10 protein-coding genes and 2 tRNA genes are annotated in these 12,665 nt (G+C 71.0%); 8 read left to right on the top strand and 4 right to left on the bottom strand.

All coding sequences use genetic code 11. The features are described from left to right. Positions 1-38: 38 nt before the first annotated feature. Positions 39-563, bottom strand: coding sequence for an NUDIX hydrolase (locus ACH4DX_RS11355; RefSeq protein WP_398120394.1), 525 nt, complete (start codon positions 561-563; stop codon positions 39-41). Continuing rightward, positions 560-2,008 (bottom strand): zinc-dependent metalloprotease, encoded by a 1,449-nt coding sequence (locus tag ACH4DX_RS11350; protein WP_398120396.1) that lies wholly within the window; start codon positions 2,006-2,008, stop codon positions 560-562. The genes ACH4DX_RS11355 and ACH4DX_RS11350 overlap by 4 nt, the downstream gene beginning before the upstream one ends. A gap of 365 nt (positions 2,009-2,373) precedes the next feature. Here ACH4DX_RS11350 and ACH4DX_RS11345 point away from each other — a divergent pair, with 365 nt between their 5' ends. From ACH4DX_RS11345 to ACH4DX_RS11330, 4 genes are all read left to right on the top strand, one after another. Then, the gene (locus ACH4DX_RS11345; RefSeq protein WP_398155251.1) at positions 2,374-3,465 is read left to right on the top strand and encodes an SDR family oxidoreductase; all 1,092 of its coding nucleotides are present in this window, start codon (positions 2,374-2,376) and stop codon (positions 3,463-3,465) included. Positions 3,466-3,695: 230 nt separating this feature from the next. Continuing rightward, positions 3,696-4,157 (top strand): molybdenum cofactor biosynthesis protein MoaE, encoded by a 462-nt coding sequence (locus ACH4DX_RS11340; RefSeq protein WP_398120400.1) that lies wholly within the window; start codon positions 3,696-3,698, stop codon positions 4,155-4,157. Between the two features lie 138 nt (positions 4,158-4,295). Next, positions 4,296-4,478: a hypothetical protein gene (locus ACH4DX_RS11335; protein ID WP_030560632.1), complete on the top strand. Its 183-nt coding sequence runs from the start codon at positions 4,296-4,298 to the stop codon at positions 4,476-4,478. Between the two features lie 77 nt (positions 4,479-4,555). Next, entirely contained in the window at positions 4,556-5,644 is a 1,089-nt protein-coding gene (locus ACH4DX_RS11330; protein ID WP_398154909.1) for a PDZ domain-containing protein, read from the top strand. Positions 5,645-5,697: 53 nt separating this feature from the next. On the opposite strand, the gene ACH4DX_RS11325 is transcribed toward ACH4DX_RS11330, so the two are convergent. Continuing rightward, positions 5,698-6,255 carry a PPA1309 family protein gene (locus tag ACH4DX_RS11325; RefSeq protein ID WP_398120403.1) on the bottom strand — a complete coding sequence of 186 codons (558 nt, stop codon included), beginning with the start codon at positions 6,253-6,255 and terminating at the stop codon, positions 5,698-5,700. A 145-nt stretch (positions 6,256-6,400) separates the two neighbouring features. On the opposite strand from ACH4DX_RS11325, the gene ACH4DX_RS11320 reads away from it, so the two are divergent. The 4 genes from ACH4DX_RS11320 (at position 6,401) to ACH4DX_RS11305 (ending at position 11,936) form a co-directional block, all read left to right on the top strand. Beyond that, positions 6,401-9,367: a UPF0182 family protein gene (locus ACH4DX_RS11320; RefSeq protein WP_398155250.1), complete on the top strand. Its 2,967-nt coding sequence runs from the start codon at positions 6,401-6,403 to the stop codon at positions 9,365-9,367. A 76-nt stretch (positions 9,368-9,443) separates the two neighbouring features. Next, a tRNA-Met gene (locus ACH4DX_RS11315) sits at positions 9,444-9,517 on the top strand. Between the two features lie 246 nt (positions 9,518-9,763). After that, a complete protein-coding gene (locus ACH4DX_RS11310; protein WP_398154908.1) occupies positions 9,764-11,782 on the top strand; it encodes a sel1 repeat family protein in 2,019 nt (672 codons plus the stop codon). Positions 11,783-11,862: 80 nt separating this feature from the next. Beyond that, positions 11,863-11,936, top strand: a tRNA-Met gene (locus ACH4DX_RS11305). Between the two features lie 193 nt (positions 11,937-12,129). Here ACH4DX_RS11305 and ACH4DX_RS11300 read toward each other — a convergent pair. After that, a complete protein-coding gene (locus ACH4DX_RS11300) occupies positions 12,130-12,540 on the bottom strand; it encodes a Fur family transcriptional regulator (RefSeq protein ID WP_398120405.1) in 411 nt (136 codons plus the stop codon). Positions 12,541-12,665 lie beyond the last annotated feature (125 nt).

The raw sequence follows: 12,665 nt of genomic DNA, 5'->3' as shown, positions 1-12,665 counted from the left end.
GGCAGCGGCCCCGGTCAGGGGACGCCGGGGCACGCCGGTTACAGGCGTGCCCTCGTCGCCTCCACCAGGCGGACGACCGACTCGTCGGCCACGTCCGCCACGTCGTCGTACGCGAACCAGCGCAGGTCCAGTGACTCGTCGCTGATCGCCTCCACCGCGTCGGCCGGGGCGAGCGCCGCGTACTGCACGTCGAGGTGCTGGGTGCACGGACCCGGGATCGGGTGCCGGTCCAGCCGGACGGGACCGCCCGTAAGGAGCGTCAGGCCGGGCACCCCCGACTCCTCCGTGGCCTCGCGCAGCGCCGCCGCGGCCAGCGTCGTGTCGCCCGGCTCGCAGTGGCCGCCCATCTGGAGCCACATCCGCAGCTTCCGGTGCAGCGTGAGCAGGACGCGTCCGCGCGCGGGGTCGACGACCAGGGCGCTCGCGGTCACATGGCCCGCCGTGCACGCCTTCCAGAGGCCGTCGTCGGGGTGGGCCGACAGGTGGTCCAGGTAGTACTGGCGGAGCTCGGGCTGGTCCTCGTAGCCCTTCAGTACGAGGACCGCGTCGTCGTGCAGGCTCACTTGCCGTCGTCGCCCTTGCCGTCGCCGTCCGTACGCTCGTCGTCGCCCTTGGACAGGTCGGGCTTCGCGGCGCCGGAGCCCGCCGCCTCGCCGAGCATCTTGTCCAGCTCGGAGAAGTCCAGGTGCTCGCGGTGCACGAAGCCGTCCGGGTCGTCCAGGTCCGACGCCGTCGGCAGCATGTCCGGGTGGGCCCACAGGCCGTCCCTGCCGTCCACCCCGCGCGCGTCCGTGAGCGAGGCCCACAGGCGCGAGGCGTCCCGCAGCCGGCGCGGACGCAGCTCCAGGCCGATGAGCGTGGCGAAGGTCTGCTCGGCGGGGCCGCCGGTGGCACGGCGCCTGCGCAGCGTCTCGCGCAGCGCGTCGGCGGACGAGAGACGGGGCTTGGCCGCCGCGTGCACGACCGCGTCCACCCAGCCCTCCACGAGCGCCAGAGCGGTCTCCAGACGGGCGAGGGCGGCCTTCTGCTCGGCCGTGTCCTCCGGCTGGAACATGCCCTGCTGGAGCGCCTCCTGCAACTGCTCCGGGTTCTGCGGGTCGAACTGGCCGACGACGTCCTCCAGCTTGGAGGTGTCGACCTTGATCCCGCGGGCGTACCCCTCGACGGCGCCGAACAGATGCGAGCGCAGCCACGGCACGTGGGCGAAGAGCCGCTGGTGGGCGGCCTCGCGCAGCGCCAGATACAGGCGCACCTCCTCCATGGGGACGCCGAGGTCCTTGCCGAAGGCCGTCACGTTCGCCGGAAGCAGCGCGGCCTTCCCCGCGGGGCCCAGGGGCAGGCCGATGTCCGTGGAGCCGACGACCTCGCCCGCGAGGACGCCGACGGCCTGGCCGATCTGCTGGCCGAACATCGCGCCGCCCATGGAGCGCATCATGCCGATCAGCGGGCCCGCCATGGCCTGCATCTCCTCGGGCAGGACGTCACCCATGGCCAGGCCGACCCGCTCGGCGACCGGGTCGACGAGCTCCTTCCACGCCGGCAGGGTCGCCTCGACCCACTCGGCGCGGCTCCAGGCCACGGCGCTGCCCGCGCCGGACGGCAGGGACGTCGCGTCGTCCAGCCACAGGTCCGCGAGGCGCACGGCCTCCTGGACTGCGGAGCGCTCGGCGGGGCCGACGCTCGCGTCCTTGGTGCCGTCCGCGGTGCCCTGGGAGACGGTCTGGCGGGCGATGTCCTTGGCCATGTCCCAGTTCACCGGGCCGCCCTCGTACGACAGCATCTGGCCGAGCTGCTGGAAGGCGGCGCCCAGGTCGCCCGGGTTCATCGACCCGAACATGGCGGCGAAGGGATTGTCACCGGCGCCCGGGGCGCCCATCGCCCCGAAACCGAACGGGTTGGCAGGGCCACCGGAACCCTGTCCCCCTCCGGGGGTGTCCTTCTTCTTGCCCTCGTCGCCGTTCTCCGGCTCCTCCGGCGGAAGGCCGAATCCGAATGGGGTGTCACTCACGGGATTCCTCGGCTCGTTGGGCCGCCGGATCCTGGATCCGGCGGCGATTGCCCGACAACACCACCCAGCGTAGACACCCCGGCCGGATCGGGCCTCGGTGCTTCGCCGTCTCGGGGGCTGCGGCAGGATGGATGCCACCTGGTACGTACGCGTCAGTTCGCGCACATACTGAAGACAACCGCTGGAGACGCCCGGTGAGTTCCCCAGATCCACAGGTTCGCGCAGCGCGAAACCCTTCCGACGACCCGACCCCGCCCGGCCCCGGCGGAGCGCAGGATTCCGCGCGGGCGCAGGATTCCGCGCAGGAGCAGGACTCCGTGCGGGAGCAGGAGTCCGCACCGGCCAAGGAGACGCCGTCCGCCGCCGTGGCGCCCTCGCGCGACGGCGCTCCGCCCAGGACCCCGCGCGGGCCCGTCGTCGCCGTCACCGGCGCGGCAGCGGGCGTGGGCGCGCAGCTCACCGAGCGCCTCGCCGCGTCCGAGCAGATCAAGCAGGTCGTGGCCATCGACGAGCGGCGCGGCGAGTGCGCGCGGGCCCAGTGGCACATCCTGGACGTCCGCGACCCGGCCATCGCGGAGAAGCTGCGCGGTGTCGACGTCGTCGTGCACCTGGCGCTCGACCTCGACCTGGAGACCGACGCCGCCGCCCGCACCGCGTACAACGTGCGCGGCACCCAGACCGTTCTGACGGCTGCGGCCGCCGCCGGTGTGCACCGTGTCGTGCTGTGCACGTCGGCGATGGTCTACGGAGCGCTGTCCGACAACGAACTGCCCCTCTCCGAAGACGCCGAATTGCGGGCGACGGCCGAGGCCACCGGTGTCGGTGACCTCCTGGAGATCGAACGGCTCGCCCGGCGGGCCCCGCGCGCCCACCCCGGCCTGAACGTCACCGTGGTGCGGCCCGCCATCCTCGTCGGCGGCACCGACACCGCGCTGACCAGGTACTTCGAGTCGCCGCGGCTTCTCGTGGTGGCCGGTTCGCGGCCCGCGTGGCAGTTCTGTCACGTCGACGACCTGTGCAGCGCGCTGGAGTACGCCGTCGTGGAGAAGGTCGAGGGGGACCTCGCCGTCGGGTGCGACGGCTGGCTGGAGCAGGAGGAGGTCGAGGAGCTGAGCGGCATCCGGCGCATGGAGCTGCCCTCCACGGTCGCTCTCGGCGCGGCGGCCCGGCTCCACCGCATCGGGCTCACGCCGTCCCCGGCGGGTGACCTCGCGTACACGATGTACCCCTGGGTCGTCAGCGTCAGCAGGCTGCACGACGCGGGGTGGCGGCCGCAGTGGACCAACGAGGAGGTGCTCGCGGAGCTGCTCGACGAGGTGGCCGGGCGGCGCACTGTCGCCGGGCGGCGGCTCGGGCGCAAGGACGCGACGGCCGCGGGGGCCGCGGGGGCGACGGTGGCTCTGTTGGGTACGGCGGCGCTCGTGCGGCGGGCGCGTAAGGCGCGGCGGCGGCTGTGAGGGGGCTGGCCGGGGGCCTTTAGCCGGGGTACTCGGCTCGGCCCCCACAGGGCGGTGCCCGGCAGCGGGGGCTGTGCCCACCCGTCCCGCCCTGCGGGACGATTGCCCACAGGGGAGAGGCGGGTGTGGTGGCCGGCGGGGACTGCGGGGTGATCGCCCACAGGAGAGGGTGCCGGTGCTGTAGGAACGCGCTATTTCGGGTTGTCGGTGGGGTGCGGCACGATGACCGTATGGCACGTAATCCGATGGACCACCCCGGGGAGCAGCCCGGTGCCGAGCCGATTCGGCTGCTGGCGATCCGGGACACCCCGCTCTCGCTCGACGAGGTCTTCCGTGCCGTCGGCGACGACGCAGCGGGGGGCACGGCGCTGTTCGTCGGGACGGTGCGCAACCACGACGGGGGCGCGGACGTCGACGAGCTCGGGTACTCCAGCCACCCGAGCGCCGAGGCGGAGCTGCGCCGCGTCGCGGAGAAGGTCGTCGCCGACTTCCCGGTGCGTGCCCTCGCCGCCGTGCACCGCGTCGGTGACCTCGCCGTGGGCGATCTCGCGGTCGTCGTCGCCGTGTCCTGCCCGCACCGCGCCGAGGCGTTCGCGGCCTGCCGCAGGCTGATCGACGACCTCAAGCACGAGGTGCCCATCTGGAAGCACCAGCGGTTCTCCGACGGCCAGGAGGAGTGGGTCGGGGCCTAGACCGGCCCGGCCCCCCACCGGGTGGGGCTCCGGTTGCGTAACCGGACCCCTGCTGTGAGCGTTGTCGGAGCTGATGGTTAATCTGCTGATCAGTCGGTCGCGGTCGGTCGCGGTCGCCCAAGGGGTCGGGAGGTCGACATGGCATCGCTCGCCTGGCTGCTGATTCCTGTTCTCGCGGCCGTCGGTGCCGGTCTGTGGGCCGCGTGGGCCAACCGGGCCCGCAAGAGCGGCCGGACGGGTGACAACAGCGAGCTGAACGGCTACGCGGCGTTCCGCGAGGCCATGGAGAAGTCCCGCTCGGGCACCGACACCGCCGCCTGACCCCGCTCCGGGCCCGCGGCGGTCTCGTACGGACGCCCCAGGGAGGCACGCACAGGACCGTCCCGTACTGTCGTTCCATGCCACGCCGCACTGCGACGATGCTCGCCTCCACCCTGATGCTGATCGCGCTGCTCTGCGCCGGAGTGCTCATCAAGGTGCCGTACTCGGAGATGTCCCCGGGGCCCACGGTGAACACCCTGGGCGATCACGGCGGCGAGCCGGTGTTGCAGATCTCGGGCCACAAGACGTACCCCACGAGCGGCCACCTGAACATGACGACGGTCCGGGTGACCAGCGCCGACTACAAGATGAACCTCGCGGAGGCCGTGTACGGCTGGCTGGCGCACGACAACATCGTGGTGCCGCACGACACCCTGTACCCGGACGGCAAGACGGAGCAGCAGTCCACCCAGGAGAACGCCGAGGAGTTCAGCCAGTCCCAGGAGAGCGCGAAGGTCGCCGCCCTGAAGGAACTGAAGCTCCCGGTGAAGTCGCAGGTGGTCGTCTCCACCGTCTACAAGGACAGCCCCGCCGAGGGCAAGCTGCACGCGGGCGACGTCATCAGGAGCGTCGACGGGAAGCCCGTCAAGCGGTTCACGGACGTCGCCGAGCTCGTCACGAAGCACAAGGCGGGCGAGCCCGTCGTGTTCGGTGTCGTCCCCGTCAAGGAGGCGGCCGCCGCCGAGAAGGCCGGCAAGAAGCCGACGGCCACCGAGACCGTGCGGATCACCACGGACAAGGCCGAGGACGACGGGCGCGCGATCGTCGGCATCAAGGCGGGGACCGACCACACGTACCCGTTCACCATCGACATCAAGCTGGCCGACGTGGGCGGGCCGAGCGCGGGCCTGATGTTCGCCCTCGGCATCGTCGACAAGCTCACGCCCGGCGACCTCACCGGCGGCAAGTTCGTCGCGGGCACCGGCACCATCGAGGAGGACGGCAAGGTCGGCCCGATCGGCGGCATCGAGATGAAGACCGTCGGCGCGCGCGACAAGGGCGCCGAGTACTTCCTGACGCCGAAGGACAACTGCGCCTCAGCGGCGAGCGACGTCCCCGACGGGCTCACGCTCGTCAAGGTGGACACCATCGACGACGCGGTGAAGTCCCTCAAGGCCATCAGCAAGGGCGACACCGCCGACCTGCCGAAGTGCACCACGAGCTGACGTCCCCCACGGCCGGGGTCGGCACCGGCCCCGGCCGTGGAGACGCCCGGCGGCTACTCCGCGAACGTCGCCGCAAGGGCCTCCGCGAGGCCCGGCACCAGGTCGGAGCCCGTGAGCACCTCCGTCGGCGAATCCTTCGCGCGCAGCCGCAGCGCCGACTCGCGGGCGCCGTCACGCAGCACCGCGACGGTCATGCGGACCTCCTGCCGCTCCGGGTGCTCGGCCACCCACTTGGCGAGCTGCTTCTCGCTCATGCCCTCCGGAACGGAAGCCTCCGCGGACGGCGGCAGCATGAGGCGCTCCACGCTGAGGGCGCAGCCGACGACGGAGTCGGGCCAGGCGATGGTGCCGAGGAACTCGTCGAGGGGCGAGCCCGCGGGCAGTTCGTCCTGCTCGATCGGGGTGAGTGCCGCGGCGGACGTGTCGTCGGACAGGCCCAGGCGGTCGGCGAGGGTCGGCTCCTGCGTGCGCAGCCGGGCGGTGTCGACGAGGGCGAAGAGACGGGCGGGCTGATCCCAGCCGAGCCCGCCGACATAGTCGTCGATCTCGAGCACGGCAACGGTCAAGGGGCTCGCGGCCATCGGTGGGCCGGAGGGGGAAACGTTGGGCATGCCCAATATCCTGCCTCGTTCGGACCCGGGAACGGGAACTGAGTAAAGCATCGGTAAGTTGCATGAGTGGGCTCTACGATCGCGGGGCCCGTTTCAGCCAGCCACAGCTACAGCGAACTTCGAGGTGCGCACCTTGGCTTTCCAGATGCCGGACCGCGGCGGAGGCCCGACGGGGCCACGGATCAGAGTGGGCCGACCGTCCCGTCGTGTCCGGACCCTGCTCATGACGCTCGGCGTCCTGGCCGTCCTTGCCATGGCGTTCGTCATGTTCGCGGGATTCTGGACGGACTGGCTCTGGTACCGCTCGGTCCACTACTCATCGGTCTTCACCACCACCCTGACGACCAAGATCGGTTTGTTCTTCGTCTTCGGCCTCCTCATGGCGGCCGCGGTCGGCGTGAACATCTGGCTGGCGCACCGGCTGCGCCCGCCCCTGAGCGCCATGTCGATGGAGCAGCAGAGCCTCGACCGGTACCGGATGGCGATCGCGCCCTACAAGAAGTGGCTGCTGATCGGCATCACGGCCCTCGTCGGCCTGATCGCGGGCGCGTCCGCCTCCGGCCAGTGGCGCACCTGGCTGATGTGGGTCAACGGCGTCCCCTTCCACCAGAAGGACCCCCAGTTCAACCTGGACGTGGCCTTCTACGCCTTCGACCTGCCCTGGTACCGCTTCCTGCTCGGCTTCGGCTTCGCGGCCACGGTGCTCTCGGTGATCGCCGCAGCCCTGACCCACTACCTGTACGGCGGCCTGCGCATCACCAGCCCCGGCGGGCGGGCCACGGCCGCCGCGACCGGTCATCTGTCGGTGCTCATCGGCATCTTCGTCGCCCTGAAGGCGGTCGCCTACTGGCTCGACCGGTACGGCCTCGCGGTGAAGTCCAGTGACTTCAAGGCCACGGGCAACTGGACGGGCCTGCGCTACGTCGACGCGAACGCCTATCTGCCGGCGAAGACCATCCTGTTCTGCATCGCCGTCATCTGCGCGCTGCTGTTCTTCGCGACGCTGTGGCGGCGCACCTGGCAGCTGCCGGTCATCGGCTTCGGTCTGATGGTCCTCTCCGCGATCCTCATCGGCGGTCTGTACCCGGCCATCGTGCAGAAGTTCCAGGTCCAGCCGAACGAGCAGGCCAAGGAGTCCCCGTACGTCGAGAAGAACCTCGAGGCGACCCGCAAGGCGTACGGCATCGGCGGCACGGACGTCACGGAGTACCCCGGCGTCAGCAAGACCCAGGACAAGACGAAGCTGCGCGACGACGTCGCGGGCGCCGCGAGCCTGCGCCTGCTCGACCCGAACATCGTCTCGCCGACGTTCCAGCAGTTGCAGCAGATGAAGAACTACTACGGCTTCCCCTCGAACCTGGACGTCGACCGGTACAGGACGAAGGACGGCAAGGCCCAGGACACCGTCGTGGGTCTGCGCGAGCTGAACCTGGACGGCATCCCGAAGAACAACTGGATCAACGACCACTTCCGCTACACCCACGGGTACGGCGTGGTCGCGGCCAAGGGCACCGAGGCCGACGACCAGGGGCGGCCGAGGTTCACCGAGTCCGATCTGCCGTCCAAGGGCAGCCTCGGCAAGTACGAGCAGCGGATCTACTACGGCGAGAAGACCACGCAGTACTCCATCGTCGGCGGTCCCCAGAAGGAGATCGACTACTCCGACGACGACGGCGAGAAGACGACGAGCTACAAGGGCAAGAGCGGCGTCAACCTCTCCAACCCGCTCAACCGTGCCGCGTACGCGGTGTCGTTCGGCGAACCGCAGATGCTGTACTCCGGAGCGATCGGAGAAGGCTCGCGGATCATGTACAACCGCACGCCCAAGGAGCGCGTCGAAGCGGTGGCCCCCTGGCTCACCATCGACGGTGACGCCTACCCCGCGGTCGTCGGCAACAAGATCCAGTGGATCGTCGACGCGTACACCACCACCAACGGCTATCCGTACGCGTCGCGCACCACGCTCGGCGACACCACGGCCGACTCGCTGACCGCGAAGAACAACCAGCGCGCGGTGGTGGCCCAGCAGAACCAGGTCAACTACATCCGCAACTCCGTGAAGGCCACCGTCGACGCCTACACCGGAGACGTCAAGCTCTATGAGTGGGACACCAAGGACCCCATACTGAAGACGTGGCGCAAGGCGTTCCCGGGCACCGTCAAGGACAAGGGCGAGATCTCCGCGGACCTGATGGACCACCTGCGCTATCCGCAGGACCTCTTCAAGGTGCAGCGTGAGCTGCTCACCCGCTACCACGTGAAGGACGCCGAGACGTTCCTCAGCGGCAGCGAGGTGTGGCAGGTGCCGGACGACCCGACGAACCAGACGTCGAGCGCGGTCCCGCCGTACTACCTGAGCATGAAGATGCCCGGCCAGAAGAAGCAGGACTTCTCCCTGACGACGTCCTTCAATCCCAACGGCCGGGACAACCTGAGTGCCTTCATGTCGGTGAACGCCGAGCCGGGCACCGACGACTACGGCAAGATCAGAATCCTGAAGATGCCGTCGAGCACGACGGTCGACGGACCCAAACAGGTGCAGAGCAAGTTCAACTCCAACGAGGCGATCGCCGAGCAGATCCGCTTGCTCAAGGGCGGCGACTCCGAGGTCGACTACGGAAACCTGCTGACGGTGCCCCTGGACGGAGGCCTGCTCTATGTGGAGCCCGTCTACGTCAAGGGCGGCGGGCTGAAGTACCCGCTTCTGAAGAAGGTCCTCGTCACCTACGGCAACAAGATCGCGTTCGAGGACACCTTGGACAAGGCGCTGAACGTGGTCTTCGGAGCCGAGGGCGCGACTCCGGTCGAGCCACCGGACAAGGGTGACAAACCCGACCCGGACAAGGAGAAGCCACCGGCGACCGGCGACTCCGACAACCCCGAGCTCCAGAAGGCCATCGATGACGCCCAGGAGGCGATCGAAGAGGGCAACACGGCGCTCAAGGAGCAGGACTGGGAGGCCTACGGCAAGGCCCAGCAGAAGCTCCAGGACGCCCTTCAGCGGGCCGAGGACGCCCAGGCCGAGCCGTCGGGAGGCGGCGACGGGAAGGGGTCCGACAAGTCCAAGGAGCCGGGTGGGCCGGAGAAGCCCGACAAGGGCGACGGCGGCTAGCCCGCCTGCCTGCTCCCGAGCGCGCGAGCAGCGCGCGGGAGGCCCCTCGCGCCGTGGTACGGTTGCCACACAACGGCGCGGGGTGGAGCAGCTCGGTAGCTCGCTGGGCTCATAACCCAGAGGTCGCAGGTTCAAATCCTGTCCCCGCTACTGAAGACGAAGGCCCGGATCCTCATCAGGATCCGGGCCTTCGTCATGCCCGGCCGGGCCTCTCCCGGAGGCCTGTGCCGGTGTCCCATGCCATCGGTGTGGGGTTCGTGCGAAGAGTGGTTCGGGCGGGGGGAGTTGAGCGGACTTGTGTTTCACTTATCTCTCTGTGGGCATGTCGACAAAACGCTGAAGTGACCTCACTGGCTGCGGTATACCAGGTGTACCCAGGTTGAGGGTGGTGCGACGATGGACGTTATGGGGGACAAGGCAACTCTGTTGGAGACGGGGCGGTTTGCGCAGCCGGCCGACCGGGAGGATCCCGGGACGGCCGCGGAAGAGTTGCGGCACCGGCTCGCCGCCGAGGCCGGGGACGTGGACGCGATGAGCGTTCTGGGCAGCCTGCTGCTGCGCCGCGGGGATCTCGACGGCGCCGAGTCCCTGCTGCGCGGAGCGACCGCGGCGGGTGACCGGGCCGCGGCCAACAACCTCGGTGTCCTTCTGCACCAACGTGGATATGTCGACGAAGCGGCCGGCTGGTGGCGCATCGCCGCCGTCGCGGGTTCCTCGGCGGCGGCGCACGCGCTCGGCCGGCACCACCGCGAGCGCGGCGACGAGCCCGCCGCCGAGTACTGGCTCCGGCAGTCCGCCGAGCAGGGCCACACCCTGGGGGCGTACGCCCTCGCCGACCTCCTGGAGCACCGCGGCGACGTCGGCGCCGAGCGCTGGATGCGCACGGCGGCAGAGCGCGGCCACCGTGAGGCGGCGTACCGCTTGGCCAGGGCGCTCGACAAGCGGGCCGAGCGGGAGGCTCCGGGCCCGGGGGAGACGCCGGGGCCGCGGGCCGTCGGTGCGCGGACCGACGGGACGAGGGCGCGAGGGGCGAGGGGCGAGGGGGTGAAGGCCGCAGGCGCGGTCGTCGGTGACGGGGCGCGCGCGAAGGTCACGCGCCCCACGGCTGCCGCGCGCCCCGGTGACGCGCGCTCTGACAACGCGCGCACGGCAGCTGTCCGACCCGCGGGCCCCGACGCGAGGCGCGCGGGCGGCGGCAGCCTGTCGCTCGCCGACGAGGCCGAGCAGTGGTACCGGCAGGCGGCCGCGCGCGGACACCGCCGTGCCGCCCTGCACCTCGGCGCGATCCTGGAGCGGCGCGGCGAGCTGAAGGAGGCGGGGCGCTGGTACCTGACGTCCGCCAAGGACGGCGAGGCCCGCGCCGCGTGCGCGCTCGGCTTCCTGCTGCGCGACGCGGGCGACGAGGAGAACGCCGCGGTGTGGTGGCTCAGAGCCGCTCAGGACGGCGACGGGAACGCCGCGAACGCGCTCGGCGCGCTGCACGCCGAGCGCGGTGAGACCCAGACCGCCGAGCGCTGGTACCGCGCGGCGATGGACGCGGGCGACAACAACGGCGCGTACAACCTCGGCCTGCTCTGCGCCGAGCAGAAGCGCACCGCGCAGGCCGACCAGTGGTACCGCCGCGCCGCCTACGCCGGGCACCGCGAGGCGGCGAACGCGCTCGCCGTGCTGTTGCTCCAGGGCGGCGACGCGGCCGGTGCCGAGCCGTGGTTCTCCAAGGCCGCGGAGGCCGGCAGCGTCGACGCCGCGTTCAACCTCGGAATCCTGTACGCGAGCCGGGGCGACGACGCCGCGGCCCTGAAGTGGTACGAGCGGGCCGCGGCGGCCGGGCACACCGAGGCCGCTCTCCAGGTCGGCACCGCACGGCTGCGCGAGGGCGACGAGCGGGACGCCGAACGGCACCTGCGGTGCGCGGCCGGCGGCGGCAGCGCGGAGGCGGCCTACCGCCTCGGCACCGTGCTCGACGCGCGCCGCCCGCCTCCGGGGCCGCCCGCGCTCGGCGAGCCCGCGGTGCAGAAGACGGAGTGCGAGGAGTGGTACGAGCGCGCGGCCGAGCAGGGGCACCGGCGGGCCCAGGTCCGTGTCGGCATGCTCGCCGCGGCGCGGGGCGACGTGGTGGAGGCCGCGCGCTGGTACCGGTCGGCGGCGGAGGCCGGAAGCCGCAACGGGGCCTTCAACCTCGGCCTGCTCCTCGCCAGGGAGGGCAGCGAGCCGGAGGCGGCGCTGTGGTGGACGCGGGCCGCCGACGCCGGGCACGGCCGGGCGGCGCTGCGGCTCGCCCTGCTGTACGCGCGGCGGGGGCAGCTCGCCGAGGGGCAGCGGTGGGCCTCGCGGGCCGTGGAGCTCGGTCCCGCGGAGGTCGCCGAGCGGGCGGGCCGACTGCGCGAGGCGCTGCGGCAGGAACTGACGGCGTAGGGCGCCCTCGGCCGTGCGGGGAGCGTGGGGGAAGCGATTTGCGCTGGTCGTGGGCCTGACGTATGGTTGCAACACAACGGCGCGGGGTGGAGCAGCTCGGTAGCTCGCTGGGCTCATAACCCAGAGGTCGCAGGTTCAAATCCTGTCCCCGCTACTCAAGACGAAGGCCCGGATCCAGACAGGATCCGGGCCTTCGGCGTGTGCGTCCCACAGGAGACCCCGGAGCAAGAGGCCTCGGGACAAGAGGCCTCGGGACAAGAAACCTCGGGCAGGGGCGCCACGCACGTGTGAAGGCCCGGCACCGCCATGCGGTGCCGGGCCTTCACACGTGTTCGGTCGGTGCGACGTCAGGCGCAGTTCGGACACACACCCCGATACGTGACCTCCACGTCCGAGATGGTGAACCCGAAGCGCTCCGAGTCGGGGAGCGAGGCCAGCGGATTGCCCGTCGGGTGCACGTCGCGGATGGCGCCGCAGCGGGCGCACACCAGGTGCTGATGGGGCCGGTGCGCGTTCGGGTCGTACCGCTTGGCTCTGCGGTCCGTCGCGACCTCGATCACCTCGCCGAGCGTCACCAGCTCGCCCAGCGTGTTGTAGACGGTCGCCCGGGAGATCTCCGGCAGCTTGACGACGGCGCGGGCATGGACCTCGTCCGCCGTCAGATGCACGTGCTCTCCGTCGAGGACCTCGGCCACGACGCGCCGCTGGGCGGTCATGCGCCAGCCGCGTCCGCGCAGTCGTTCCAACAGGTCGCTCATGAAAACCAGCCTAACAGCACAGGGACCAGGTCCCGAACGAGTGTGACTTTGGATGACTGCTTGACTTAGACAATGTCTATTGTAGGATCGGAAGCGGCTCAGGCCAAGGGACAGGAAGTGCACGA

This window comes from Streptomyces sp. NPDC017940, from assembly GCF_044328435.1.
Lineage (GTDB): Bacteria > Actinomycetota > Actinomycetes > Streptomycetales > Streptomycetaceae > Streptomyces.
This window is presented reverse-complemented; position numbering and strand designations above follow the sequence as displayed.